This window comes from Flavobacterium hankyongi, assembly GCF_036840915.1.
GTDB lineage: Bacteria > Bacteroidota > Bacteroidia > Flavobacteriales > Flavobacteriaceae > Flavobacterium > Flavobacterium hankyongi.
The window spans coordinates 1,936,941-1,963,585 of the sequence record NZ_CP085725.1 but is presented as its reverse complement, the minus strand read 5'-3'; the positions used below and the strand labels follow the sequence as shown (position 1 = coordinate 1,963,585).

General features: G+C 33.1%; 25 protein-coding genes. 16 read left to right on the top strand and 9 right to left on the bottom strand.

The annotated features are described in order from the left end of the window. Positions 1 to 49: 49 nt before the first annotated feature. Entirely contained in the window at positions 50 to 379 is a 330-nt protein-coding gene (locus tag LJY17_RS09120) for a MerR family transcriptional regulator (RefSeq protein ID WP_264543523.1), read from the bottom strand. Then, positions 379 to 1,350 carry a M23 family metallopeptidase gene (locus tag LJY17_RS09115; protein WP_264543522.1) on the bottom strand — a complete coding sequence of 324 codons (972 nt, stop codon included), beginning with the start codon at positions 1,348 to 1,350 and terminating at the stop codon, positions 379 to 381. The genes LJY17_RS09120 and LJY17_RS09115 overlap by 1 nt, the downstream gene beginning before the upstream one ends. A 63-nt stretch (positions 1,351 to 1,413) precedes the next feature. Here LJY17_RS09115 and alaS point away from each other — a divergent pair, with 63 nt between their 5' ends. The 5 genes from alaS (at position 1,414) to LJY17_RS09090 (ending at position 6,751) form a co-directional block, all read left to right on the top strand. Then, entirely contained in the window at positions 1,414 to 4,050 is a 2,637-nt protein-coding gene (gene alaS, locus LJY17_RS09110; protein ID WP_264543521.1) for an alanine--tRNA ligase, read from the top strand. 18 nt (positions 4,051 to 4,068) lie between these two features. Continuing rightward, a complete protein-coding gene (locus LJY17_RS09105; protein WP_264543520.1) occupies positions 4,069 to 4,569 on the top strand; it encodes a hypothetical protein in 501 nt (166 codons plus the stop codon). Between the two features lie 138 nt (positions 4,570 to 4,707). Continuing rightward, the gene (locus tag LJY17_RS09100) at positions 4,708 to 4,914 is read left to right on the top strand and encodes a DHHA1 domain-containing protein (RefSeq protein ID WP_319800139.1); all 207 of its coding nucleotides are present in this window, start codon (positions 4,708 to 4,710) and stop codon (positions 4,912 to 4,914) included. Positions 4,915 to 5,002: 88 nt separating this feature from the next. Then, complete coding sequence (locus LJY17_RS09095) at positions 5,003 to 5,839, top strand: hypothetical protein (protein WP_264543519.1); 837 nt, start codon at positions 5,003 to 5,005, stop codon at positions 5,837 to 5,839. 111 nt (positions 5,840 to 5,950) lie between these two features. Continuing rightward, the gene (locus LJY17_RS09090; protein ID WP_264543518.1) at positions 5,951 to 6,751 is read left to right on the top strand and encodes a hypothetical protein; all 801 of its coding nucleotides are present in this window, start codon (positions 5,951 to 5,953) and stop codon (positions 6,749 to 6,751) included. 52 nt (positions 6,752 to 6,803) lie between these two features. On the opposite strand, the gene LJY17_RS09085 is transcribed toward LJY17_RS09090, so the two are convergent. Further along, complete coding sequence (locus LJY17_RS09085; RefSeq protein WP_264543517.1) at positions 6,804 to 8,564, bottom strand: ABC transporter ATP-binding protein; 1,761 nt, start codon at positions 8,562 to 8,564, stop codon at positions 6,804 to 6,806. A gap of 225 nt (positions 8,565 to 8,789) precedes the next feature. Here LJY17_RS09085 and LJY17_RS09080 point away from each other — a divergent pair, with 225 nt between their 5' ends. The 11 genes from LJY17_RS09080 to LJY17_RS09030 all read left to right on the top strand — a co-directional run bounded on the left by LJY17_RS09080 (position 8,790) and on the right by LJY17_RS09030 (position 20,242). Beyond that, positions 8,790 to 9,740, top strand: coding sequence for a GSCFA domain-containing protein (locus LJY17_RS09080; RefSeq protein ID WP_264543516.1), 951 nt, complete (start codon positions 8,790 to 8,792; stop codon positions 9,738 to 9,740). A 10-nt stretch (positions 9,741 to 9,750) separates the two neighbouring features. Further along, positions 9,751 to 10,365 carry a DUF4230 domain-containing protein gene (locus LJY17_RS09075; protein ID WP_264543515.1) on the top strand — a complete coding sequence of 205 codons (615 nt, stop codon included), beginning with the start codon at positions 9,751 to 9,753 and terminating at the stop codon, positions 10,363 to 10,365. Positions 10,366 to 10,444: 79 nt separating this feature from the next. Continuing rightward, positions 10,445 to 10,717: a hypothetical protein gene (locus LJY17_RS09070; protein ID WP_264543514.1), complete on the top strand. Its 273-nt coding sequence runs from the start codon at positions 10,445 to 10,447 to the stop codon at positions 10,715 to 10,717. A gap of 39 nt (positions 10,718 to 10,756) precedes the next feature. After that, positions 10,757 to 12,676, top strand: a complete 1,920-nt coding sequence (locus LJY17_RS09065) for a tetratricopeptide repeat-containing sensor histidine kinase (RefSeq protein WP_264543513.1) — start codon at positions 10,757 to 10,759, stop codon at positions 12,674 to 12,676. 3 nt (positions 12,677 to 12,679) lie between these two features. Then, positions 12,680 to 13,327: a response regulator gene (locus tag LJY17_RS09060; RefSeq protein ID WP_264543512.1), complete on the top strand. Its 648-nt coding sequence runs from the start codon at positions 12,680 to 12,682 to the stop codon at positions 13,325 to 13,327. Between the two features lie 98 nt (positions 13,328 to 13,425). Next, on the top strand, positions 13,426 to 14,130 hold the full coding sequence (locus LJY17_RS09055; RefSeq protein ID WP_264543511.1) for a hypothetical protein: 705 nt from the start codon (positions 13,426 to 13,428) through the stop codon (positions 14,128 to 14,130). Positions 14,131 to 14,141: 11 nt separating this feature from the next. Further along, positions 14,142 to 15,437 (top strand): hypothetical protein, encoded by a 1,296-nt coding sequence (locus tag LJY17_RS09050; protein ID WP_264543510.1) that lies wholly within the window; start codon positions 14,142 to 14,144, stop codon positions 15,435 to 15,437. Positions 15,438 to 15,441: 4 nt separating this feature from the next. Beyond that, entirely contained in the window at positions 15,442 to 16,800 is a 1,359-nt protein-coding gene (locus LJY17_RS09045) for a hypothetical protein (RefSeq protein WP_264543509.1), read from the top strand. Between the two features lie 2 nt (positions 16,801 to 16,802). Next, on the top strand, positions 16,803 to 18,110 hold the full coding sequence (locus LJY17_RS09040) for a hypothetical protein (protein ID WP_264543508.1): 1,308 nt from the start codon (positions 16,803 to 16,805) through the stop codon (positions 18,108 to 18,110). After that, entirely contained in the window at positions 18,110 to 19,432 is a 1,323-nt protein-coding gene (locus LJY17_RS09035; RefSeq protein WP_264543507.1) for a hypothetical protein, read from the top strand. Before LJY17_RS09040 ends, LJY17_RS09035 begins: the two co-directional genes overlap by 1 nt. Positions 19,433 to 19,435: 3 nt before the next feature. Then, positions 19,436 to 20,242, top strand: coding sequence for a hypothetical protein (locus LJY17_RS09030; protein ID WP_264543506.1), 807 nt, complete (start codon positions 19,436 to 19,438; stop codon positions 20,240 to 20,242). Positions 20,243 to 20,269: 27 nt separating this feature from the next. Here the strand turns inward: LJY17_RS09030 and LJY17_RS09025 are convergent, their stop codons facing one another. The 6 genes from LJY17_RS09025 to LJY17_RS09000 form a co-directional block, all read right to left on the bottom strand. Then, positions 20,270 to 20,578, bottom strand: coding sequence for a rhodanese-like domain-containing protein (locus LJY17_RS09025; protein ID WP_264543505.1), 309 nt, complete (start codon positions 20,576 to 20,578; stop codon positions 20,270 to 20,272). A 62-nt stretch (positions 20,579 to 20,640) separates the two neighbouring features. Then, positions 20,641 to 22,398 (bottom strand): aromatic amino acid hydroxylase, encoded by a 1,758-nt coding sequence (locus tag LJY17_RS09020; RefSeq protein WP_264543504.1) that lies wholly within the window; start codon positions 22,396 to 22,398, stop codon positions 20,641 to 20,643. Positions 22,399 to 22,516: 118 nt separating this feature from the next. Then, positions 22,517 to 23,560 carry a DUF6340 family protein gene (locus LJY17_RS09015; RefSeq protein ID WP_264543503.1) on the bottom strand — a complete coding sequence of 348 codons (1,044 nt, stop codon included), beginning with the start codon at positions 23,558 to 23,560 and terminating at the stop codon, positions 22,517 to 22,519. 71 nt (positions 23,561 to 23,631) lie between these two features. After that, positions 23,632 to 24,165, bottom strand: coding sequence for a DUF4136 domain-containing protein (locus LJY17_RS09010; protein ID WP_264543502.1), 534 nt, complete (start codon positions 24,163 to 24,165; stop codon positions 23,632 to 23,634). Between the two features lie 77 nt (positions 24,166 to 24,242). Further along, on the bottom strand, positions 24,243 to 26,234 hold the full coding sequence (locus LJY17_RS09005; protein WP_264543501.1) for a urocanate hydratase: 1,992 nt from the start codon (positions 26,232 to 26,234) through the stop codon (positions 24,243 to 24,245). Positions 26,235 to 26,445: 211 nt separating this feature from the next. Then, a complete protein-coding gene (locus LJY17_RS09000; protein ID WP_264543500.1) occupies positions 26,446 to 26,628 on the bottom strand; it encodes a DUF5522 domain-containing protein in 183 nt (60 codons plus the stop codon). Between the last annotated feature and the right edge of the window lie 17 nt (positions 26,629 to 26,645).

Here is a 26,645-nt window from a genome sequence, read left to right as displayed (position 1 = left end):
TAAGTTAATTTATAGTAATTAAACGTAATTTGTTTTAAAAAGTTACAAATTATAGTTCATTTTTAATGTTTATGAGTTGGATTTTGATATTTTCAAGCTTACTTACAATATCAAATTTGTCTAAAGTTTTTTTCTGACCTTCTTTTAAATGAATTTTAGCCCCTTCAAGAGTAAAGCCACGTTCTTTTACCAAATGATAAATTAATTGAAGATTTTTTACATCTTCAGGAGTGAACATGCGGTTTCCTTTAGCGTTTTTCTTTGGCTTTAAAATATCAAATTCTTTATCCCAAAAACGAATTAACGATTGGTTTACGTTAAAAGCCTTAGCAATTTCGCCCATGCTGTAGTATAATTTTTCTGGAAGATTAATATGCATTAGTCTAAAGATTGATTTTCTTGCGTAGCAAGTTTAGCAATTGCAGTATATTCCACTGCCGAAATATTTCCGTAATAAAAGTTGATTGGGTTTACAACACTTCCTCCTTTGTGTACTTCATAATGTAAATGTGGTGCTTGACTACGACCTGTACTGCCTACAAACCCAATGACATCACCTCGTTTAACTCTTTTTCCTGGTCTGCAATTGTATCGGCTCAAATGTGCATATAGTGTTTCATAGCCAAATCCATGAGTAATCACAATATGATTTCCAAATCCTGAAGCTCCAGCATCGGCTCTACGAACAACTCCGTCACCAGTAGCATAAACAGGTGTTCCTGTTGGAGAGGTGAAATCCATTCCTTTATGCATTTTTCTAGCTTTAGTAAAAGGGTCGCTTCGGTAACCAAAACCAGAAGCCATATGTTTTAAATGCTCATTTTTTACAGGTTGAATAGCAGGTATGGAAGAAAGAAATTTTTCTTTTCTCTTAGCTAACTTTAGAATTTCGTCAAGAGATTTCGATTGTGTTGCTAACTCTTTTGAAATTTGTGCAACACGCCCATTTGTTTTTTCAATAATTTGCTCATTATTGAGTTTTAACAATTCTCTAAAAGTGATTTTGCTGTTAATGCTATCTTTCTCTATTTGAGTAGGAGTGGCATTAAAGTAAACTTTGTAAATATTTTTATCACGCTCTTGAACATTTCCAAGCACCTCGTCTAGTTCGTTGATTTTTTGGTTAAGAATTGTGTAGTTTAGCTTTAGGTTTTCTATTTCTCGAGCTTGGATTTTGTCTTTTGGAGTTTCAAAATATTTTGTGTTTGAAAGCACAAAAAAACATAGGAAACCAAAAAGAGCCGAAGCCAATAAGAAAAGTGCAGCGAAGCCTAAGTTTCTTCCTTTTTTCGGTTTAATTTTTCGATAGGCTAAACTTTCAGTGTCGAAATAATATTTTACTTTCCCCATTCTTTAAAAAATGTACTATTTTTGCACACAATTATCACAAAGTAACAAAATATTAGCCAAATAATGAAATCACAAGACATTCGTAAGGCATACCTTAATTTTTTTGAATCTAAAGGACATTTAATTGTTCCTTCTGCGCCAATCGTTTTAAAAGACGACCCAACTTTGATGTTCAACAACTCGGGAATGGCCCAATTCAAAGAATATTTTTTAGGTAATGGAACTCCAAAAAGTCCTAGAATCGCCGATACGCAAAAATGTCTTCGTGTTTCTGGTAAACACAATGATTTAGAAGATGTAGGTTTTGACACCTATCACCACACCATGTTTGAAATGCTAGGGAACTGGTCTTTTGGCGATTATTTCAAGAAAGAAGCATTGGCTTGGGCTTGGGAATTCTTAACTGAAGTGTTGAAATTAGACAAAGACCGTTTGTATGTTTCTGTTTTTGAAGGAAATCCAGCAGAGAACGTTCCATTTGACCAAGAAGCGTTTGATATTTGGAAACAATACGTTTCGGAAGACCGTATCATTTTAGGAAATAAAAAAGACAATTTCTGGGAAATGGGCGACCAAGGTCCGTGTGGTCCATGTTCGGAAATTCATATCGATTTAAGAACTGATGCTGAAAGAAATGCTGTTTCAGGAAGAGAATTAGTGAATGCTGATCATCCGCAAGTAGTGGAAATTTGGAACAACGTATTTATGGAATTCAACCGTAAAGCGGATGGTTCGTTAGAAAAATTACCAGCACAACACGTAGATACCGGAATGGGATTTGAGCGTTTGTGTATGGCGATGCAAAATGTAACTTCAAATTACGATACGGATGTTTTCACGCCGCTTATCGCGAAAGTTGAGGAAATTACAGGATTAAAATATACTTCAAACGAAGTTAAAAATATATCAGAAGAACAAAACAAAACCAATATTGCGATTCGTGTAATTGTAGACCACGTTCGTGCGGTAGCTTTTGCTATTGCTGACGGTCAATTACCTTCGAATACAGGTGCTGGTTATGTAATTCGTAGAATTTTACGTCGTGCGATTCGTTACGGATTTACGTTTTTAGGGACGAAAGAACCTTTCATCAATAAATTAGTGGAAGTTTTAGCGAATCAAATGGGCGAATTTTTCCCTGAGATTAAATCGCAACAACAATTGGTTACCAATGTAATTCGCGAAGAAGAAGCGTCTTTCTTAAGAACTTTGGAACAAGGATTACAATTATTAGATAAAGTAGTTGCTGAAACATCTGGAAAAGAAGTTTCGGGTGAAAAAGTTTTCGAATTGTACGATACGTTTGGTTTCCCGAAAGACTTAACGGCTTTAATTTTAAAAGAAAAAGGCTATTCGTTTAACGAAACCGAATTCGAAACTGAATTACAAAAACAAAAAGCGCGTTCTCGTGCGGCTTCAGAAGTAACTACTGACGACTGGAAGGTTTTAATAGACGGAAATGTGGAAACATTTGTTGGCTATGACCAAACCGAAAACAACGTTAAAATCACACGTATTCGTAAAGTAGATTCTAAAAAAGATGGTGTTTTGTACCAAATTGTTTTAGATGCAACGCCGTTCTATCCAGAAGGTGGTGGACAAGTGGGTGATAAAGGAACATTAGTTTCGGCAAACGAAACCATCGAAATTATCGACACGAAAAAAGAAAACAACCTAATATTACATTTCGCAAAACAACTTCCAGAAAACGTGGAAGCTGAATTTGTAGCCAAAGTAAATACCGATTTAAGAACTTCAACTTCTAAAAATCACTCGGCTACGCATTTGATGCATTTGGCTTTGAGAAGCATTTTAGGAACACATGTTGAACAAAAAGGTTCGTTAGTAAATCCAAATTACTTACGTTTTGACTTCTCGCATTTTGCTAAAGTTTCGGATGAAGAATTACGTCAAGTAGAAGCAAGTGTAAATCAACAAATCGAAGCGCAATTACAATTGGTAGAACACAGAAATATTCCAATCAAAGAAGCGTTAGACAAAGGTGCGATGGCTTTATTTGGTGAGAAATATGGCGACAATGTTCGTATGATTGAATTTGGAGATAGTAAAGAATTATGTGGTGGAATTCACGTAAAAAACACGGCTGATATTTGGCATTTCAAAATTATTTCAGAAGGAGCTGTAGCGGCTGGAATTCGTCGTATTGAAGCGATTACAGGTGATGCGGTGAAAGATTTCTATAAAAATCAAGAAGATACTTTGGCAGAAATCAAAGAAGTATTGAAAAACCCACAAGATGTTTTAAAATCGGTGACTTCATTACAAGATGATAATGCGAAATTGAAAAAACAATTAGAGCAATTGGTAAAAGAAAAAATAGAAGGATTAAAAAATACGCTTGTTGCCGATTTCCAAGAAGTAAACGGAATTAACTTTTTAGCAAAACAAGTGGATTTATCTATGAGTTCGACTAAAGATTTAGCACAAGCTATTGGAACTTCAAAACCAAACGCGTTTGTATTCTTAGCTTCGATTGAAGATAATGCGCCAAACATTCACTGCTACATTTCAAAAGAATTAGTCGCTGAAAAAGGATTAAACGCTGGAAACGTAATCAGAGAATTAGGAAAACTAATCGACGGAAACGGTGGTGGACAACCTTTCTTCGCTTCAGGAAAAGGGAAAAATGTGAATGGAATTAAAGAGGCCTTGGAGAAAGCAATTGAATTTTTGAAATAAAGCTTTAAAAGTAGTTCTATGGATATAAAAGATGCTCTTTATGCTTTAGGTATTATTGCCACTTTAGTTTTTAGCTTACTTAATTATATCACTACATTAAAGAATAGAAGAAACTTTTTAAGAGAACATTTTTACAAAGAACAATTTAATGTTTTAGGAAGTCTTAATTCTGAATTTCATATTTTGAATTCTTTTTTAATAAGAGCATTGAAATCTGAATCTGATTTAGATGTAATTAATAATAAAGTTGAAGAGATTGAAAATATTTTTTATTCAAATAGTCATTTATTATCATCAAAAGTTTTGTCAGAATGTAAAGAGGCAATTATAATTGTTGAAAAATTTACTGACTTTATTAATAAAAAGGAATTAGATTTATTAGACGATTGTTATTCCGAGTTTAATGAAAAATATTATAGTATTTTAAAAATAATTATTTCTGATTTAGGTGTTTTCGAATTATTTATGGAGAATAAATCTTTAGTTAGAAATGTTAAAAGAAAAACGATAAACCTTTAAGAGGGTTTTATTGGCTTCTCAAATACAAGACTTAATGACTTTGATTTCTTGGCTTTACAAGTATATTTACATGAGAATAGTCCAAGCTTTGGCTTATGAATTACTGCAAATAAAACGATCTATTCTTGGTTCCTTTAGCTGTTACTGAAGATAAGCCAATATTCACTGCACATTTCAAAAGAATTAGTTGCTGAAAAAGGATTAAACGCTGGAAATGTTATCCGTGAATTAGGAAAACTAATCGACGGAAATGGTGGTGGACAATCTTTCTTTGCATCTGGAAAAGGAAAGAATGTTGGTGGAATTAAAGAAGCAATTGAGAAAGCTGTTGAATATGTGAAATAATAATAGATGATCAAAAAATATTAAAAGCTGAGAGTAACTAACCTTCAGCTTTTTTTGTTTCTTTGCGATTCTAAAAAAAAGCCTTTAAATGAAAAAAATTATCCTACTATTTAGTTTTTTACTATTTGCTCTTAATTCATGTTCGTCAAGTGATGATATTGACACTCAAGAACAAATAGATCTATCAGGAAATATATTACTAAAAAAGACCATTACAACAAAAGGAAGTGTTGTAACAACTGATACTTATTTTTATGTTGGATATAAAATCGACAAAATTCTTACTGCTGATGGTACAAATAATGATGAAACTAAATTTACATATACTGGAGATTTAATTACTAAAATAGAAAATTACTCAAATGCAATTTTAAAATCAAAAAAAGAATATACTTACCAAAATGATAAAATTACTCAGTGTATGAAGTATGAATATTCTGGAGGAACTCTTTCTGCTAAAAAAAAGACGGTATACAATCATCATCTTATTAATGGTAATGAACAGGTAGCAGATTATGAAGTGTTCAGTATTAACTTATCAAATAATCAGGAAACTATAATTTCAGATGGTACAGTTTATTTTTCAGGGACTACTGTATCTTCACAGATAAATACTGATTATCCAATAATCGCTGGAGGTAGATATAATGATAGATGGGAGGAGTATACATTCAATGTTAAGAAAAATCCAACCATTAATATAATAGGGTATGAGAAATTATTTGATAATGTAGAAATAACTTCTGATGGAAATCTATACAATATAAAGCGTACTGCTGATGAATATGTAAATGGATCTTGGACAACGGTTGTGTCAAGTTATAAAAGATTATTTACTTATAATGAGTTATTTTTTCCAATAGAAAGAAAAATATATGATAGAAATGAAGTGTTAGATAATACAACACAGTTTTTCTATGAATAACTTAATTGTTATATAAAAAACAAAAATACTTTGATTAATCATTTTTTAAAAGCTGAGAGTTTAACTTTCAGCTTTTTTTTGTTAATTCGCAAAAAAAATTCAAAATCTATTATGAAAAAAATTACCTATATCATAGGTGCTTTTGCACTTCTTTTAAATTCATGTTCTCATGATATTGAGCCTAACATGCCACCATCTGATAGTTCAACTAATCCTACAAATCCTTCGAATCCATCAAACCCCTCACCTAGTTCTATTTTGGTAAAGAAGATAATTAGTAATGAAACTGGAGCTACTATAACTTCAAATTTAACATACAATGGAAATAAAATTGTAACTATTATTGATGATAGTGCTGAGGTTGATTTGTTTTTTACATATACAGGTGATAATATTACAAAAATAGAATATAAGTTAAATGATGGAACAGTTGATCAGGTAGACAATTATTCATACGATGCTAGTGGTAGAATAATTTCTATGGTTTCTTTACAACCAAATGTTGATTGGGGCCAAAAAGAAGTTTACACTTATAATACAGATGGAACTGTTTCTGTAAATTATTATAGCGGAGATTTATTATCACAAACTAATTTAGATCAAATAGGTAAAATTTATTTTTCTAATGGAGAAGTTTCTAAAATTGAGTTATTTGATGATCTTGGTAACTCAGACGATGTTATTGTATATGGATATGATAATAAAATAAATCCTCTTAAAAACATTACAGGTTATAGCAAATTAAATTTCTGTTATAGTATAGCAAATGGTATTAATAATAATATTGTATCAGAGAATTCGACTGCTAATGGTTTGACTTCTTACACATTTGTTTACGAATCAAACAACTATCCTAAAATGGTAACTGAAACTCACGGAGGCACTTCGTCAACAACTCAATTTTTTTACTAGACATATAAAATTAAAATAAAAAAGCCCCAAAACTTATTGTTTGGGGCTTTTTTTATGCTGAAGCAGAACTTTTTCTTTCACCTATTTGCTGTCTCCACATCGCATAGTACAAGCCTTTTTCAGCTAATAAATCCTCGTGTTTTCCTTGTTCGATAATTTTTCCTTGTTCTAATACAAAAATCTTATCAGCATGCATAATTGTTGATAAACGGTGTGCTATCAATACAGTAATTCTATCCTCATCAGAAATATTTCTAATTGTTGAGGTAATTTCCTCTTCCGTTATAGAATCTAAGGCTGAGGTCGCTTCGTCAAAAATCAATAAGTTAGGGTGACGTAATATCGCACGGGCAATCGACAAACGTTGCTTTTCTCCACCCGATACTTTTATTCCACCTTCGCCAATAGTGGTGTCTATACCATTTTCGGCTCGTTTTAATAAATTCTGACAGCTGGCTTTGTATAAAGCATCTAATAATTCCTGATCGGTTGCGTCAGGTTTTACAAATAGTAAATTTTCTTTAATCGTTCCGGAAAATAATTGAGCATCTTGCGTTACAAATCCTAATTGCTGACGTAAATCTAATAAATCAATTTCTTTAGAATCAATATTGTTGTACAGGATATTACCTTCTGCGGGAGGATATAAACCTACTAAAAGTTTGACCAAAGTAGTTTTACCAGCCCCTGATGGCCCAACGAAAGCCACGGTCTCTCCTTGCTTAATAGTGAAATTGATGTTCTCGACTGCGGGTTGACTTGCGGTTTTATGTTGAAAATGTACATTGGAAAAAGTTAAGGATTGAATCGTTCCGAATTTTTTAGGTTGTTCTGGACGGAATTCAGAAGTAGCACTTAACAGTTTTTCAAAGTTTTCCATCGAAACCTTGGTCTCATTTTTAGCAATAATGAAAGCGCCGAGTTCTTGTAATGGATTAAAAATAAAGAAGGTGAAAAATACCATGGTCAATAAGTCGCCGACCACTATTTTGCTATTAAATAAAAAATAGTATAAAGTAAAAACAATGCAAGTACGCATAAAGTGAACAGTTGTTCCTTGGATAAAACTCAAACTTCGAATAAATCTAATTTTTTGCAATTCGAGTTGTAAAATTTTTAGGGTATTTGAGTTTAATCGGCCTTCTTCTTGTTGGGTTAAGCCTAAACTTTTTACCAATTCAATGTTGCGTAAGCTTTCGGTGGTAGAACCGGCCAAGGAATTGGTTTGTTGCACAATTTTTCTAGAAACAGCTTTGATTTTTTTACCTAAAAAAGAACTAATGTAAGCAATAATTGGAGCGGTTAAAATAAATACAATCGCAATTCTAAAATCAATTCTAGAGATGTATACCAAGACAAAAATGAACCCTATTATTGTTTGAAAAATCAAGGAAATAGAAAGTGTGATTAGTTTCTCAGAATCTAAACGTACTTTTTGAAGCATGCTTAACGTTTTACCACTTTGTTGGTCTTCAAACTCCATGTAAGGTAAGTCTAACGATTTTTTGATACCGTCGGTATACATTTCGGCACCAGTGCGTTGAATCACAATGTTGGTAAAGTAATCCTGAAAGTTTTTGGTAATACGCGAAATCATGGCAGCTCCCAGAGAAAGTCCCAACCAAAAGCCAACAGCTTTGATAAAGCCTAATTCATTTCCTTTGTATTTTGTAATTCCTACACCGCAATCTTGCATTAGTTTACCTGTGATAATTGAATCACTCAAACTAAAACAAATATTGACGGCTGCCATTAATAATGCGAAAAACAATAAGGCTTTGTGTTTTTTTAAATAACTATATAGTAGTTTCATATATGACTTTGTTTATTGTTTTTTAAAGGTATATATGCGATCGCATATTTTTATTGGTGTTTGCTTTTGCAAACTTTTTGGTAGTTGCGATGTCATAGAATTTTTAGAAGTAGCGCAGTGGTTTGTTTGGTGGAACAAAAATAAGGAATAAAAGAGTGAAGAAATCGTTAAAATTGTCCCGCTAATATTTTGTATTTTTATTTTTGATTAAAATTATCTGCTAATATGGAGTTTAGAACCTCAGTTCCCATTGCCAAAAGTGATTTTCCTTTCGATTATCAATCGAAAATCCTGTCGTTAGGTTCGTGTTTTGCGGAAAATATGGGGGAGAAGTTGGGATATTTTAAATTTCAATCGGTGGTGAATCCTTTTGGAATTATTTTTAATGCGGTTTCTTTAGAAAAAATTATTAGAAGAAGTATTCATAAAGACTATTTTACCTCCAACGATATTTTTTTCCATAACGAAGCTTGGCATTGTTTTGAGGTCCATTCCGAATTGAGTTCTTCAAACAATGAAGCCATTCTAATTAACCTCAATTCCATTCTCGAATCAGCGAATCAACAATTGCAGGAATCCACACATTTCATTATCACATTAGGAACTTCTTGGGTATATCGCGATAATATTTCAGGCGAAATTGTGGCCAATTGTCATAAAGTGCCTCAAAAACAGTTTGCCAAAGAGCTGCTTTCGGTTGAAGTTATTCAGCAAAGTCTCCAAAATATCATTTCTTTGATCACTTCGGTTAATCCGAATGCTAAATTCATTTTTACGGTTTCTCCAGTTCGTCATATCAAAGATGGATTTATAGAAAACAATGTTAGCAAGTCGCATTTAATAACGGCAGTAAATAGAGTTGTTGGGTCGAGTTTGTCGAAGTGTAATTATTTTCCCAGCTTCGAAATCATGATGGATGAGCTTCGGGACTATCGCTTTTATGCTGAGGATATGTTGCATCCCAATCAAACGGCGATTGATTATATTTGGATAAAATTCTTCGAAAATTATGTCAAAGAAGAGGAATTTGAATGGATGCAAAAAGTGTGCGACGTTCAAAAAGCAATGCATCACCGACCGTTCAATCCTAATTCGGAAAACCATCAAAAATTTCTAAATAATACCCGTCAAAAAATCGATACATTAGTACAACGTTTTCCTTTTATGCAATTCTAACGATTCTGGTATGATCAATCTTTATAAAAAACTATTTTACGGACTTTTAATTGTAATCCTGACTTTTTTTACCTTCAAGTATTTCACTTCTGATTCTGAAACTTCTAGCGAATACAATTCAAATCTCATTCAAGAACAGATTAAAAGTGTTGGAAAATTAGTAGTGACCGAAGGCCATTATTCGCAAGTACTGACCTTTAAAGATAAGGACAGTTATATGGGAGGCTTGGTTTCTTTCGATAAAAAAGCAATTGTTGTCGCTAATTCTGATGTTTCTGTAATGTATGATCTGCGTCAAATGAAGTATGAAATTGATGAAAAACACAAGACGATTCGAATCGTTTCCATACCAAAAGAAGAAATAAAAATTAGTCCAGATATTCAATATTACGATATTGAACAAAGTAAGTTTAATGAATTTACTGGCGATGATTTTAATGCTATTACCAAAAAAGTAAAAGCCGATTTGGCTAGAAAAATTGAAAAATCATCTTTAAAAACCAATGCCCAAAATCGATTGGTAAGTGAATTGTCTAAAATCCTTTTGGTAACCCATTCTGTAGGATGGAAAGTTGAATATAAAGGCAATGAAATTAATTCGGAAAAAGAGTTTCAGATAGATTAATCTAATAAATACGTATTTCGTCGTATTGAAATTGCGCAGTCATTAAGTCAAATTTGTATTAGATTTAATGACTTTTTTTATGGATAAATTGATTGTTGTCACTTTTGTTTTACTCTTTGTGATTATAGTAAAACTCATTTTGGTGAATAAAAGCCGTGATAAATCACATCGTCTAAAAATGATTCATCTAAAAAAAATGATGAAAACTTTAATTCAAAAGCAAAAAATATTGCAGCAAAAAACCAATATAATTGCTACCTATCAAATTCAGCACAAAACAGATATGAAAAAGTTAAGTGATGAAATTTTTGAGCTTCAAAAAAGAATATTTGAATCTCTTTCCAATAAATAATTTACTATTTTTAGCCTACAACGAATGCAAAATTCAAAAATGAGAAATTTTTTTTATCTATTGTTGCTGATAAACATGTCTTCTTTCGCACAAGATTTGCAACAATTAATAGGAGTTTTAAAGAAGGAATTAAAATCCAAGCCTAATTTAGAACGTACGACGCAAATTTATTCCGATTTAGGTTGGAATTACATGGATGTTTCGCTTGATTCGGCCTTAGTGTATGAGGAAAAAGCGTTATTACTGGCTCATAAGACTAAAAAACATCAATTGATTACTCAATGTTATTCAAATTTGGGAGGTATTTATTTGCGTAAAGAAAATTTCAAAAAATCAGAAGAAAATTATCGAAAAGCGATACAAATTAGAACGGTTAATAAAGATTTTGAAGGGGTCGCAAAAGCGAAAATTAACATAGGCAATGTATTTGCCAGCAAACAGGATTATGTTCCAGCCACTAGATATTTTATTGAGGCGATTCAATATTTTGAAGGGAAAAATGATACGATTGCAAGTTTGACAAAAGGCAATTTGGGGTTGATTTTCTTTGAAATGAAAAATTATGAAAAAGCCATCAAGTATCTTCAAGAATCGACTGATTTTCTCCAAAAAAATGACATGAAACAAGGATTGTGTCATACCTATCTTTCTCTTGGCGATGTATATCTAGATAAAAAGGATACCTTAAAAGCCCTGAATTCCTATAAAATAAGTCTTGAACATTGCAAATCTTGTCAAGACAATCTTGGGATTTCAACTTTAAACCAACGAATTGGTGCGGTTCATTCTGCCAAAGGGAATTCAGAAAATGCCAAGAAGTATTATCAAATTTCTGAAAAACTTTTAAAAGAATTAAATTCTGAAATAGAACAATCCAATGTATTATTATCCAAATCAGAGGATTTTATCCAACAGAAAAGGTATCGTGAAGCATATGAATTATTATTAAAGGTTAAAAAGATTCACCAACAATATGAATCCGACAGGTATTTAACGGAAACCTATAAAAAATTAACATTGGTTTGCCTGTATCAAAACATGAAAGACAGTAGCGCTTTTTATTTTAATGCATACAACCATTTAAAGGATGAAAAATTAAAATCAACCGTTTTAGAACAAACAGCGGAACTAGAAACTAAATATCAAACCGCAGAAAAAGAGAAACAACTCTTACAAAAAGAAGCCGAAGCCAAGAAAAAAACCACAACTATTATTATTCTCTCACTGCTTGCTTTTTTTATCGCTATTGTAGGCTTTTTGATTTATCGTCAACAACGTCTTAAAAATGTGCAACAAAAACAAGAATTTGAATTGCAAACGGCCATTGCCCAAATCGAAAATCAAAATAAATTGCACGAGCAACGATTGGCGATTTCAAGAGATTTGCACGATAATATTGGAGCACAATTGACATTTATTATTTCTTCGGTTGAGAATTTGAAATTTGGATTTCCATCAATGGAAATGTCCATTAAAAATCATTTGACTAAGATTAGTGATTTTACCAAAACAACCATTGTGGAACTTCGAGATACCATTTGGGCGATGAATGCTAATGAGTTTACGTTTGATGATTTAAGCTCTAGGATTTACAATTTTATTGAAAAAGCACAATCAGCAAAAGAAAATACCGCGTTTAAATTTACGGTGGATGATCGCTTGAAAAACTACAAATTTTCATCTTTAGAAGGGATTAATTTGTATAGAACCATTCAAGAAGCTGTTAATAATGCAATTAAATATGCTGATGCTAATGCGATTTCAATTCAGGTTCAGCCCAATAAAAGCGGCATCACAGTTGAAATTACAGATAATGGAAAAGGTTTTGATCTTGATGGAATTGATTTAGGAAATGGAATCGTAAACATGCAAAAGCGTATTGAAGAAATAGGAGGTGTTTTTCAAATTCATTCTGATTTAGGAAAAGGAACGCAAATTACAATTTCACTAAACAAATAACCCATGATTCGAATTGCCATTGTTGACGATAATACGTTTCTACAAAAAACCATTCAAGATAAATTGAGTTTTTTTGCTGATGTTGAAGTGCGCATGAAAGCTATTCATGGGCAAGACATTATTGAAAAATTAGAAAAAAATCACCATCTCGATTTGATTTTGATGGATATCGAAATGCCCAAAATGAATGGTATTGAAGCTACAGCAATCATCAAATCAAAGTTTCCACAAATCAAAATCATTATGCTAACGGTTTTTGATAACGATGAAAATATTTTCAAAGCCATAAAAGCAGGAGCTGATGGTTATTTTCTCAAAGAGGTAAATCCACAAGAATTGTACAATGGCATTCAAGAAACCTTATCCGGTGGCGCAGGAATGACACCTTCAATTGCGATGAAAACGCTTAAACTATTAAGAGAGCCACTAGTTTTTGATGATGTAATTGCAAAAGAAGAAATCAGTTTAACATCAAGGGAAGTAGAAGTCTTAGAGCAATTAAGTAAAGGATTAAAATACAATGCTATTGCTGAAAATCTATTTTTATCACCGGGGACAATTCGCAAGCATGTAGAGAATATCTATACCAAACTTCAAGTTCACAACAAATTAGAAGCCATTCAAAAGGCGAAAAATAATAAGTTGATTTAGTCAATATACGAATTTATACGTATTTCTTTACGTAGCACTTCATCATAATTTTACTTCATAATTAAAACAAAAATGTTTCACTAATTCTGAAGATTATTATGAAAAAACTACCATTATTTTCTATCCTTATTTTGACATTCGCATTTCAAAATGCAACGGCTCAATTAGACAAATTAGCCGTAAAATTCAATACGGGGATGTCGTTCTCAAAACCAGGAGACGATTTAGGCGAAGTTGCCGACAAAGGAAAAGCAATGCAATTATTTGCCAGTTTAGAAGCTTCGTATCATTTAAATTATGCCAAGAACACCAAATTCGGAATTAAAGGAGCAGCTGTTCTTGGTCAAGATTGGGCTAACTTTTTAGCTGCTGACAGAAGTACCGAATTAAAAGTTGGGGTTACAAGTGCAAAGTTAAGAGTTTATCCACTTTCTTATAATGGTCATATCGATGATGGTTTAGAACAATTACTTCCTGGCGATTTGCCATTGATGGTTCAAATTCCGGTTTATATTGGTATTTACTCGGTTTTTAATAGTTTACACTTTGATTATGGTGTTGGAGCTGGCAAAATTCTTGAAACTGCTTATGTAGATGAAGTTAATTTTCAAGATGCAACTGTAAAACGTACTATGAAATACTTTGGTTGGGGATTTCAGCCACAAATTTTTCAATCCGATTCAGAAAAATGGTCGTGTAATGCTGTTTTTGATTTCGGAAAATATTCTTGGAAAAATGCAAATGGTGGAACTTCCTCTTTTAAAAGTAACCATGTGGGGTTTGGTGTTCAATATAATTTTTAAAAGTAGTAATTATGAAAAATTTCAAATCCTATCTGTCTCTTGCTGTGCTACTATTTTTTACAGCATGTTCATCTTCTGAAGATGGTGAAGAAAATGGCGGAAGCACAATTGCACAAGAAATTAATCCTGCAAAAAGTTTTTATTCTAGTGCAGGAACCACCTTCAAGTTTAGATTGTATAATTATCCTCCAACGGAAGGCGATAATAACAATAATAACAATCATACCGCCGATATTCATAAAATCATTGAAAATAACGGGCAAATTTCGGTCATAGGAAGATATAGTGTTCCGGCTATTTCGCTTCAGTTTTCTGGAGCTGTGCTGAATGTTAACAGTGAAATTGTTTCGCCTCAATCTTCAAATGCCGTAAGCATACAAAATACAAACGTTTTTGATGATTTCGAGATGTTAGACAACACGCGATTGATTTCCTATAATTCTACAGGAGGCTCTCATGGTTCGTACGGATTTACCGGAGCAAGAGTGTATGTATATAATCCTGTTTTTTTCTCTGGAGCTATATCCTCAAGTTCCAATCAAGGATACATGCACACCTTAAACGACAGCAACTTTATGTTAAGTATGGGATTGAATTCGAATTATGGCAAACCAATGTTTTATCAATACATTCCGTCTACTTATTCGTGGAACGGATCGGTAGTTCCTGCCATGGATTATGTTCAGGGCAGCGGAATTAACATTCCTACCACAAACGATGCCTCCAAAGCTGGAAATTCCGATAAAGTGTTTTGGGCTTGGTTGAGTTATACGACTACGACAGACAACGGTAAAATCAACATCATAAGTTATAACGGTTCTTCATTCAGCACTGTAACTTCATTGGACGGCATCGGGAGCATCGGAACGACTTTTAGTATGGAATACAAACATGCCATTACCATTCATGAAAATCCAAACAATTTAAACAATCCGTATTTGGTGGTCAGACGTTACAATACCGATATTCTGGATATTTATAAGTTTACGGGTTCAAGCATTGAGATTGTGAAAACTGGCGTTACGCTACCAACGGCTATTCCGGTTATTTACGGAACTACCCGAACTTTTAAAGAGTTGAAATTCACCGGAAATAATGTGTACTTGATTACGGGCTCCGATAAAAACCTCTACAAATTATCAGGTTCAACATTTGTGGTCGACCGATCAGATTTGACGTTGGAAGGAGAACGAATTACAGCTATAGAAGGAACTTCCAACGGACTCCTGATGTCGATAGCGAAAACCTTAAATGCTTCTCCACAACCTAAAACGGTTTCTGACGTAATACTAATTCCAAATAATTAAAAACATGAAAAAGATAATAATTCTGGCATTATTGACAACCTTTTTTGCTAATGCCCAAGTTGTAAAATATAAAGCTGCCGATTACAAGCTTTCTTTCGATGTGACCAAATATGAAGAACAGGAATTCTATTATGATACTGCTCAAAAGAAATATCAGCTCTCCAGCAAACGCACTACTTTCTTGAAAGGCGGGTTGGTGACCAAAATCGAATCGGAAATGAACTATTTTATGTATGTCAAATCCACTATGGATTTTGTGTACAAGAACGGACAGCTTGATAAAATGACCATTGCAAGTTCTGGCACAGTCACCGAAGAAAAGTATGCGTACCAAAACGGTAAAATCGTCAGCAAAACGGTAACTGGAGATACGCCTTCCAAAACCGAATATGTGTATGATGCGAAAGGAAATCTAAGCAAGGAAACCGTATATGAAGATGGTGTTTTGGTAAAGAAAATAGCATATTCCAATTACACTGCGCCCACATCGTATTTCAAAAAAATAACGAATTGTTACAATGAAACCGTTCAAAGCACGTATGAGCAAACGTTTAAAGACAATTGTCTGATGATTGATAAAGTAGATGGCGAATATTATAAAGGGCAATCCACCTATGAATATGACAAATATGGTAACGAACTTTCGATTACCAGCGACGGGAAAACTACTAAAAATAGTTATGGGTATGATGCAAAGGGCAATGTAATTCAGTCTATGAAAATTCAGCAAGGGTTTGACGGGATGGCGGATACCAATTATTTTACGTTTGCCAAGGTTACGTTTGCCAATGGAAAAATCACAGGAAATACTAGTTTTGATGCAGGTTTTGTGAAGAAATATGAATCTTCATCGGCTTCCTACGACGTAAATTTTGCTTTTAATAGCGTTAGCGGCGAACAATTGACCAAAGCTATGAATGATCTTAAAGCGAGTTTGAATTCTAGTTATAAAATAAAAAAAAATCAAGATAATACATTTAATATCAAAGATGAAAACGGAGAAGAAATAACCAATTCTGTCGATGCGGTAAAAAGTAAAAATGATATTTTGGTTTACGATATCCTATACAGAAAATCACTTTTGTTAAAGAATTTTTATAATGACGCGATCAAAGTAGGCGAATGGTATAGTATGGAAGAATTGCCATCTCCATCAGGATTGTATTGGATTTTTTCTCAAACACCAGAGTTTTTTGTGATTCAAAATGGCGTTTTAGCGGATATGTCACTTTATAAGTTGGTGAAAACCCAAAAAGAAGACGACTTTATTGTTCAAGAGGCCGGAATTGATAAATATATCATTCGTAATTTGAATTCGAAAGGATATGAAACCTTTTATCCATTAGAATTTTTAAATAATTAGCTATGAAATTTGCATTTATTTTTAGCCTTTTATTTTCTTTTGGATTCGCTCAAGAAAAACAGTCAACGACTGATTTTCATCTGTCAAAAGACGTTGTAAAGTATGAATCAGTGGAATATGTTTACAATGCTGCAATTAAAAACTTCGAAGTTACCAAAACTCAGATTCTAGAATTTAAAGAGGGAAAGCTTATTCAAAAAACCTATAAAGAAAATAGTGCGTATGCATCTATTATGAATAGAGTTGAAAAATATATTTACAACGAAAAAGGACAATTGATTAAAATTGAAGCAGAAGGCAAACCTACGTACCAATATAATTATGATAAAAGTGGTAAGTTAATCAAGATTGTTTTGGATAGAAAATCTGAACCCAATTTCACAGAAGATTTTACCTATGATAAAAAAGGGAATTTGATTAAATGGGTGAAAAAAACGGGAGACTTTATAAATGAAGAAAAACTGTTCTCAGATTATCAATCAAAAAATAATTATAAATCCAAGTATAATTATTATAAATACCAAAATAACGAAATTCTTTTTACCGATGAAATGATAATTAAAAATGGATTAGAAATAAGCAATCATCATATTTCTTATGAACCAAAATTGGAACGAACTTCCACATTTTCTTATGATAATTATGGGAATTTGGTAGAACAAAAAGTGTCCGATGGCACTGTTTATGAATATATTTTGGCTTATGATGAAAAAGGGAATGTTATCAAAGAACGTAGTAAAGACGCTGCCGAATTATATTCTAAATTCTCAAAAGTAACATTCAAAGATGGCACTACTTCAGGAAGCACTGCTTTTGCGCCTTATTTTACAAAAGGAATTCAACAGCCTATTCTTTTAATGGCGATGAATAAAAATCCTAAGGAGAAATATAAGGTGATGAAAACTAGCGAAACTCATTATGAAGTAAAAAATAGTAAAGGAGAAATAATACCAATCAATCCAAAAGAAAGCATGATTTTTGAACAAAAAGACATGTTTTTCTATGATGCAAAAACAAATGAAACAGTGGCGTTATTTGGATTATTTACCGATACTTTTAAATCAAATGAATGGTATGAAACGGTTACATATAATTCTCCAACAGGAAAATACATTGTAGTAAATGCCGATTGGAATTTCTTTATTATAGAAAAAGGAAATGTGGTGGAATCGTCTCAATACAAACTTCATAAAGGGGTTGATGGAAATACATTAGTGATAGCAGAAAATGGTAAAGAAAAATATTTTGTTCCTTATTTAGATCAAATGCAAGCTTTAGTAATTTATCCACTTGAATTAATCTCGAAATAATGAAAAATCTAATCTTAATCTTTTTTTCGGTATGCAGTTTTGGCCAACAACAATTTAGAACTTCTGATTTTGGGTATACTGATGATGTGATAAAAGTGGAAGAATCGCTGTATAAATTCAACAAGGAAACAAAAGAATTTGTTAGAGAAAATGCCTATACAACTGAAATTAAAAACACCTATTTTCAAAAGCAAACCCTTGAGTCGTATTTTGGAGAAAATAGAGTATTTGGAGAATATTGGTATCGTTATAATCCGGATTTTACTATTAAAGAAATAGAATACAAACCAATGGAAGGAAAATTTGGTTATCCAATGAAGTTCTTGTTTCAACACGAAAAAGGGAAATTGAGAAAAATGATTGCTGAAGGCATACAAACTACTTTTTATGAATATAATAAAAACGGAAATCTGATTAAAGAAATTCAAAAAGACTCACGAAATGAAGTGGTAAAAACAATTTGGTATCAAGATTATACGAATAAGAATACTTATCAAAAAATCATTAAAAATAATGAAGTAACAGATGCGAGTACTACTAAAGAATTTTATGAAAATGGTATGTTGAAACGAAAAGAATTTGTTTCTGGCGATTTTAAATCACAAACAAATTATACTTATGATGCTTACAATAATGTGTTGAGTCAAGTTTATCATGATGGTTCTCGAATCGATTACAATTACGAGTTAGACGCTAAAAACAACCGAATCAAAATCGCAAAATTGAGTCAAGCTTTGCCAGAAGATAATTCGTTTACGTTTGTTAAAATTACGTATGCGGATGGAACAATTTCTGGAAGTGCAGAATTAGATTTAGACTTTGTTAAAAAACACGATAAAGTATTTAGAGAAAAAGATTCACTGATGCACCAATATCAAAAAGTTGCTTATTCGAGAAAAGATTATTTATCAGTTTTAAAAGATGATGAAGATAAAATTGAGATTCAAGATTCCTATGATAATAATTTTGAAAAAGTAGTGCAATTAGTCGACACGCCAGAACATTCCAGTTTATTGATTTTCAATGAAGTAGATCAATCCGTACATTTTGTGAAAGGATTTTATTTAGAAGATTTTGTAAAACACGAATGGCATGATGCCATAAAGCTAGAATCGCCAACAAGAATATTTTGGGTAAAAGATAACAAGTATAAAATTTCATTTTATCAAGATGGGAAATATTTACAAAGCAGTAATTTTTCTATCGAGGATGATGAAAATCCAAGTCATTTAGTAGTAAAAACAGTTAATGGAGAAATTTACCAAATTCAAAATGTTGATACTTCAGAATCAGGAAGATTATATCCACTATTTAAAAAATAGCGAATGAAAACTATATTTTTTTTAATCTTTAGTTTCTGGAGTCTAGGTTTACAAGCCCAAGAACAATTCATGACATCCCATTTTAATTGGTCGCCCAGAACAGCAACTCTTCAGAAAGAAATTTTTTATTTCAATCCAGAAACCAAAGCTAGAGAATGGTCAAAAAAGGAAGTTTATACGTTTTACAATCAATATTTAGATTCTGTAGTTGTGGATTTGGGAGATGCAAAAGAAATTACAAAATACAATTTCAATATTGATAATTGCTTGGTTTCAAAAATTACGGATTATAAATTAAGTGAAACACAAGACAAAACCTTATTTTTCTATGATAAAGAATTGCGATTAACCAAATCACAAGAATTTGTGCAAGGAAGATTGTTTTCGGAAACGAAATATTCCTACGATAAACAAAATCGTTTAATAAAATCGGTTTGTAAAGAAAAGGAAACGGTTTTTTCTGAAATTACGGAATATTCTAATTACACTTCAGATGATAGTTATACCAAAACTTCTTATTATAAAGATGCCAAGAAAGAAGCAAATTTGTCCATTGAAATCTATAAAAACGGTTTGCTAATGGAAGGAAATTATCAGATTTTCGATTTGAGAAGTAAAGTGGTATATCAGTACGACGAAAAGCGAAATATAATCTCCGAACAAAAAGATAACGAATCACCAACGTTATATCAATATGAATATGATGTCGAAGGGAATCCAATAAAAATCAGTATTTCAAATATTCAAAATCCGTATTTGAATTCAGGAATTATTATAAAAAGTACGTATTCTGATTTTAATTCAAATTAGAAAGTCCCGATTTATCGGGACTTTCTTTTATAATTTACTCTCTAAACTCTCCCAACCGCCTCCATTGATGCAATCGATTCCATGTTGTTGTAAAATCGAAGTCGCTTGACCACTTCGCATTCCAGAACGACAACAAGCAATAACTGGTTTGTTCAGTTTTTTAATCTCATTGATTTTGGTAGAAATTTGATCTAAAGGAATGTTTTTGGATCCTTTTATGTGTCCTGAAGCAAATTCACCTGTCGTTCTAACATCAATGATGACAGCTCCTTTTTCTGCAAATTCTTGAATAGCGTTGGTTTTGTTTCCAAAACCTAATAAATCTAAAATGCCCATACTCTTGATTTTTTTATCAAAAATAGGGGGCATTTAGTATTGTAAATTGTGACTTTTGTTACTTAGGCAGAAACTTTGTCAAAAATTAAATCTAAACCATTAGTGATTAGTTTAGCGACTTCTGGTCGGCGTAGTTTTACATCTTCTAGGTAACTAATTACTTTGTCTGTGAATTCGTGGTCGTTATTTTGGTGTGTCAATTCGGCAATTTCTACACACAATAACCAATCGTTATTATGATTGCTGGTCACCGCTCCAAATGCTTCTTTTAAAGTGATTTCGGCGGGTTTGTTTTCACGAATATGGCGTACGTTTTTGTATAAATTTTCCAGTTCTTCTCTTGCTGCCGACTTTTTTTGCTTAATCGTTTTAGAAGAAGGGACGTGGCTAATCATATCAAAACTATGCACATCGGCAGGGCCAGAAAAAGCTGAAATAACCTCTTTTCCTACCGCCATGTCATAAATTCCCCATTCTGGTTGGAAAAGTGTTTTTTCTCCGTGGGTAACCGTACAATTTTTGAATTTAATCAATACGATTTTTCCTTGTAGGTTTCTAGTACCGGTTACGATTTCACCTGTAATTTTTATATCTCCCTCAAATTCTAAAGTGATTTGCTTGCCTTCATAGATGTCATAGGCTTGTAAATCACGCGGACTCATGTCTTCTATGGCAAGGTTGATGCCTTTTAACTTTCCAATAGGAGAGCCAAAGCCATCAGCATGCGATTCGGTACCGTGACCTACCAATTCTTTTTCTCGGTAAGCCAATGCAGTTTTTCCAGTGGTTTGTATGTAAACAGGAGCACCCTCATGTTCAATTACATTGGTAAAAACTCCTGAAATTTGTAAGCCGGTACTTAACTCAATACTTCCTAACGCTTTAGAATTGATTAATTTTTGGATTCCGCTTAAACCTCCTGTGCGCAATGCCATTTTGTTGGCAAATTGTTCTAAAACTAAGCTTAGATGAGCAAAATCTGGCGTTACATAAAGTTGTGGTTGAGGTTTGGTAATATCAAAGCTTTGATCGGCGGCGCTAAGGTCATAAGGAATTTTCTTAACATTATCGGTCATGCACCAAGCGCTTTCTCCAATAGAAGAAAGTAAACCTGCACCATAAATTTTAGGGTCTTCAATAGTTCCTATTAAACCATATTCTACGGTCCACCAGTGTAAGTTTCTAATTTTTGACATTTCGGACAATTCGCCCATGTTGTTTTGAAGAAAATCGACTTGCTCTTCTGCTTTTTTGATATCGGCTTCGGGAGTGTCTTCTGCTTCTTTTAGTATTGAAAGTAATCGGATAGCCTCGTATAATTCATAATCTCTGGCTGATGAAATGGCTTTGCAACCAATCTCGCCAAAGCGACGCAAATATTCTGCATATTCCGGATTAGCAATAATAGGGGCGTGACCGGCACCTTCGTGAATGATATCAGGTGCTGGTGTATATTCAATATGTTCTAATTGTCGAATATCGGATGCAATAACTAATACATTGTAAGCCTGGAACTCCATAAAAGCACTTGGCGGAATAAATCCGTCAACGGCAACAGCAGCCCATCCAATTTCTTTTAGAATGCGGTTCATGCCATACATATTTGGAATAGAATCAATTTCTAATCCAGTCTTTTTTAAGCCATCCAAATATGAATCGTGAGCCACTTTGCCTAAATAATCGACATTTTTACGCATAACATAACGCCACACCGCTTGGTTAATGGGCGTGTAATCAGCATAATCCTGTGGTTTGATAAATTGTTTCAAATGCTCAGGGAGTCTGTCTATAAGCGGGTTACTTTCAAATTCGGTATTCATGATGTATGGGTGTTGTGTCTAAAGGGTAAAATTACAAAATGTTTGATGAGATTACAACGATTTTGACATTGTAAACTTGTATTTAACATCTGTAAAAATTAAAGAATATGTAAGAGAATTATTGTTTTTGGCTTTCGGATTCTAAAAGTTTTTGTTTTTGAACTCTGTTTTTTAACATATTAACATAACGAAGGCCAAGCTTATCACCATAATCGGCATATGATTTTGATGCCCATTGTATGGCAGTGTCTAAATTTCCGTTTATTTCATTAATAATTGCCATATTATAGCAAGCTCTACCAGCGATTTTTGAATCTGAATTGTTAGTTTCTTTTGCCCAAAGTTCTGCAGCGCCATCCCAATCACCTGTTTGCGCTCTTCTTTTTCCAATTTCGAAATTGTTGGTGCCCTTTACATAATAGTCTCTAGAAACGCGAGTATAGTAGGGTAGTAGTTTTACCGCATAATCTTGTCCAATTTTATCACTTATGTTCAAAACAGCTTCTTTTCTGCCTATTATTGCTTCAACTGCTCTCACAGGATTAATTCCTTTTCCAGATAGTGTTATGTTGTTGTTGACAAGATATTCATCTACCATAACTTTTTGTTGAGGATAATAAATTCGCCAACCCATTTTAATTAATGTGTTAATTGTTGCCTGATGTTCAATTGCAGGTATTTTTATTCCTAGTGGATTTGCTATTTGGGTTGTAGCTGTCTTGTAGTCTACTTTAGCATCAGTATCATAAAATGAGAGTTCATATAGTACATTTAGATTGTTTTCTTTGCAAAGTTTTTCCGCTTTATCCCATGAAATTGTTTCTGGAAAAACAGCTAAACCTGTATTTTTAAATTTCGAACTGTCTAAGATAATTACTCTTTTAACTTGCTCATTTTTTTTAAGTTCTGTTATTAATCCTTGTACAGATGAATTAGAGCCAAGTTTATCTAAGTTTTTTCCTTCTACTGAAAGGATTTTATCTATTGCATCAATGCTACTATTTTCTTTTGATGGAGCGGTTCTATTAATGATACCTATTTTTAAATCATCTTTAGTAATAAAAATGGGAGCGGGTTCGGTAACTCTTAAAGTCATTAAGTTTGTAGAACTACAAGATGAAATTAAAATAGCAAGAAGTAGAAATAAATAATTTTTTATCATATTGATTTGTTTTTTAAATAGTTGACCCGCACAAAAAAATGTACGGGTCAATAGTATAAATAAATTTTAAGCTATTTAATTTGAGGAGGAAATTGTTCTAATATCTTAGAAACAAATTCATTGGCTCTCTCGTCTTTTTTTTCAACACAGTTTGTTAAATAACCTGTTCCAACTCCCTGCCAAATTAATTCTTTGCTTTTAGCATCAATTAAATCAATGTATAAAGTTCCTTCTGTTGATGTTGTCACATATTGTCTTCCTCCCCAAAAATAAGGATTCCAACCATAGCCCCAACCGTATCCCCATCCAGAATAATATTGGTTTACATCTACTCGCTCTCTCTCTTTGGTAAAAATATTAACCAATAAATCCGGCGAATCACTCTTTGTGAAACCTTTGGCACTCATTTGTGTATCTATAGAACGAAGAATTCTTTTTTTATCTAAATCAGAAATTTCCGCCTTATCTATACCACTTTTGTGAAAAGCATAGGTTTTATATTGTCCAAAGTTAGCATTTTTGTCATAATCTGCATTAACCCTTACTGAACTACAAGAGGCGAGTAGAAATAGTAATGCTACTGACAATAGTTTTAAAGTTCTCATATTTTGACAGTTTAAATTGTTTTCTTCATTAAAATTACAAGAAATTAAGTTTAAACTATTTAAAATAATCATAAAACTTAAAAATCCAGTAATCCTTCTTCGACTATGTTAGGTAATGTTACTTTTAAAAGTGGTTGATTCTCCATGGCTCTTTTAATGGCAAAAATCGCTCCTTCATTTCTTGCCCAGCTTCTTCTTGATATTCCGTTGTTTACGTCCCAGAAAAGCATTGATTCTAAGCGTCTTGAAGCTTCTTTGCTGCCATCAAGAACCATACCAAACCCACCGTTGATTACTTCGCCCCATCCAACGCCACCACCATTGTGTATTGAGACCCAAGTTGCACCTCGGAAACTATCGCCAATAACGTTGTGAATAGCCATGTCGGCAGTAAAACGAGATCCATCATAAATATTTGAAGTTTCCCTGTATGGAGAATCTGTTCCTGAAACGTCGTGATGATCACGTCCTAAAACTACATAGCCAATTTCTTCTTTTGCGATGGCTTGGTTGAAAGCTTCTGCAATTTTAGTTCTGCCTTCAGCATCTGCATATAAAATTCGGGCTTGAGAGCCAACTACTAATTTGTTCTGTTGCGCACCTTTAATCCATTGAATATTATCGGCCATTTGTTGTTGAATTTCAGCAGGAGAATTTTTCATCATTTCCTCTAAAACATCACACGCAATTTTGTCTGTTTTTGCTAAATCTTCTGGATTTCCAGAACAACATACCCAACGGAACGGACCAAAGCCGTAATCGAAACACATTGGTCCCATAATATCCTGAACGTATGAAGGGTATTTAAATTCTCTTCCTAGAGTAGGATTTTCAGCCATTACATCGGCACCAGCTCTTGAAGCTTCTAATAAAAATGCATTTCCGTAATCAAAGAAATAAGTTCCTTTGGCAGTGTGTTTGTTTATAGCGTCAGCATGACGACGTAATGTTTTTTGAACCTCTGTTTTAAATTGTTCAGGATTGTTAGCCATCATTTCGTTAGCATCTTCAAATGAAATTCCAACAGGGTAATAACCACCAGCCCAAGGATTGTGTAAAGAAGTTTGATCTGAACCTAAATCGATATGTACGTTTTCTGCATCAAATTTTTCCCAAACATCGACTATATTTCCTAGATAGGCGATAGATACAATTTCTTTATTCTCTTGCGCTTTACGAACACGAGCTACTAATTTATCTAAATCTTCTATAATTTCATGAATCCAACCTTGTTCGTGACGAATTTTTGTGATTTTAGGATTTACTTCAGCACAAACTGTTACGCAACCAGCAATAGTTCCGGCTTTGGGTTGTGCGCCACTCATTCCTCCAAGACCTGATGTTACAAATAAATTTCCGGATGGATTTTTTCCAATTTTTCTAAAGCCATTCAATACTGTGATAGTTGTTCCGTGTACAATTCCTTGAGGGCCAATATACATGTAACTTCCAGCTGTCATTTGCCCATATTGAGAAACCCCTAAAGCGTTCATTCTTTCCCAATCGTCTGGTTTGGAGTAATTAGGAATTACCATTCCGTTTGTGACAACAACTCTTGGAGCTTCTTTGTGAGAGGGGAAAAGACCCATTGGATGACCAGAATACATGACAAGTGTTTGTTCATCTGTCATTTCTGACAAATACTTCATTGTTAAACGATATTGAGCCCAGTTGCTAAATACTGCTCCATTACCTCCGTAAGTAATTAACTCATGTGGGTGTTGTGCTACAGCATAATCCAAATTATTTTGAATCATTAGCATTATAGCTTTTGCTTGTTCAGATTTTCCTGGATATTCAGAAATTGGTCTGGCATACATGCGGTAATCTGGTCGAAGACGATACATGTAAATTCGGCCGTATCTTTCTAATTCTTCTTTGAATTCAGGGATTAGTTCAGCATGATGTTTTGATTCAAAATAACGTAGCGCATTTGTTATGGCTAATTTTTTTTCTTCAGCAGTTAATATTTCTTTACGCTTAGGTGCGTGATTTATATTGCTTTCGTAAGGTTTTTGTTGAGGTAAAACCGAAGGAATACCTTCTAATATTTGGTCTTGAAAAGTCATTTTTGTGTATTTTATTATTCGTTTCTTTTAGTATGTCATAGTATTTGTGATAACTATGGGTAACGAATGTCAGACCTGTGATAGGACTTGTGTATTTTGACTCTGTATTTTTGTGAATGGTGATCCATTTTTATGTTGTGTTGCGTGAGGGATGGGAGCGAAGTACCATGTACTGCGGACAGCCCGACCAGAACGAAGTGTAGGGCACGCCCTATTTTTTCTTTGTATTGATCCCCGTTTTTTTATCAAATCCGTAAGGACAATGTCTGCATCCGCTTTTACAACAATAACCTCTTTTTAGGTGATATTTTTCGGTAAAGCATTTGTATCCTTCGGGAGTGTAATAAAAATCTTCGCCCTCGATTAATTTATTTTCGTTATTTTGCCCAAACATGGACACAAATTTAAAAC

Coding starts and splice junctions, on each gene's coding strand:
- LJY17_RS09120 (WP_264543523.1), bottom strand. CDS start 379: ATGCATATTAATCTTCCAGAAAAATTATACTACAGCATGGGCGAAATT.
- LJY17_RS09115 (WP_264543522.1), bottom strand. CDS start 1,350: ATGGGGAAAGTAAAATATTATTTCGACACTGAAAGTTTAGCCTATCGA.
- alaS (WP_264543521.1), top strand. CDS start 1,414: ATGAAATCACAAGACATTCGTAAGGCATACCTTAATTTTTTTGAATCT.
- LJY17_RS09105 (WP_264543520.1), top strand. CDS start 4,069: ATGGATATAAAAGATGCTCTTTATGCTTTAGGTATTATTGCCACTTTA.
- LJY17_RS09095 (WP_264543519.1), top strand. CDS start 5,003: ATGAAAAAAATTATCCTACTATTTAGTTTTTTACTATTTGCTCTTAAT.
- LJY17_RS09090 (WP_264543518.1), top strand. CDS start 5,951: ATGAAAAAAATTACCTATATCATAGGTGCTTTTGCACTTCTTTTAAAT.
- LJY17_RS09085 (WP_264543517.1), bottom strand. CDS start 8,564: ATGAAACTACTATATAGTTATTTAAAAAAACACAAAGCCTTATTGTTT.
- LJY17_RS09080 (WP_264543516.1), top strand. CDS start 8,790: ATGGAGTTTAGAACCTCAGTTCCCATTGCCAAAAGTGATTTTCCTTTC.
- LJY17_RS09075 (WP_264543515.1), top strand. CDS start 9,751: ATGATCAATCTTTATAAAAAACTATTTTACGGACTTTTAATTGTAATC.
- LJY17_RS09070 (WP_264543514.1), top strand. CDS start 10,445: ATGGATAAATTGATTGTTGTCACTTTTGTTTTACTCTTTGTGATTATA.
- LJY17_RS09065 (WP_264543513.1), top strand. CDS start 10,757: ATGAGAAATTTTTTTTATCTATTGTTGCTGATAAACATGTCTTCTTTC.
- LJY17_RS09060 (WP_264543512.1), top strand. CDS start 12,680: ATGATTCGAATTGCCATTGTTGACGATAATACGTTTCTACAAAAAACC.
- LJY17_RS09055 (WP_264543511.1), top strand. CDS start 13,426: ATGAAAAAACTACCATTATTTTCTATCCTTATTTTGACATTCGCATTT.
- LJY17_RS09050 (WP_264543510.1), top strand. CDS start 14,142: ATGAAAAATTTCAAATCCTATCTGTCTCTTGCTGTGCTACTATTTTTT.
- LJY17_RS09045 (WP_264543509.1), top strand. CDS start 15,442: ATGAAAAAGATAATAATTCTGGCATTATTGACAACCTTTTTTGCTAAT.
- LJY17_RS09040 (WP_264543508.1), top strand. CDS start 16,803: ATGAAATTTGCATTTATTTTTAGCCTTTTATTTTCTTTTGGATTCGCT.
- LJY17_RS09035 (WP_264543507.1), top strand. CDS start 18,110: ATGAAAAATCTAATCTTAATCTTTTTTTCGGTATGCAGTTTTGGCCAA.
- LJY17_RS09030 (WP_264543506.1), top strand. CDS start 19,436: ATGAAAACTATATTTTTTTTAATCTTTAGTTTCTGGAGTCTAGGTTTA.
- LJY17_RS09025 (WP_264543505.1), bottom strand. CDS start 20,578: ATGGGCATTTTAGATTTATTAGGTTTTGGAAACAAAACCAACGCTATT.
- LJY17_RS09020 (WP_264543504.1), bottom strand. CDS start 22,398: ATGAATACCGAATTTGAAAGTAACCCGCTTATAGACAGACTCCCTGAG.
- LJY17_RS09015 (WP_264543503.1), bottom strand. CDS start 23,560: ATGATAAAAAATTATTTATTTCTACTTCTTGCTATTTTAATTTCATCT.
- LJY17_RS09010 (WP_264543502.1), bottom strand. CDS start 24,165: ATGAGAACTTTAAAACTATTGTCAGTAGCATTACTATTTCTACTCGCC.
- LJY17_RS09005 (WP_264543501.1), bottom strand. CDS start 26,234: ATGACTTTTCAAGACCAAATATTAGAAGGTATTCCTTCGGTTTTACCT.
- LJY17_RS09000 (WP_264543500.1), bottom strand. CDS start 26,628: ATGTTTGGGCAAAATAACGAAAATAAATTAATCGAGGGCGAAGATTTT.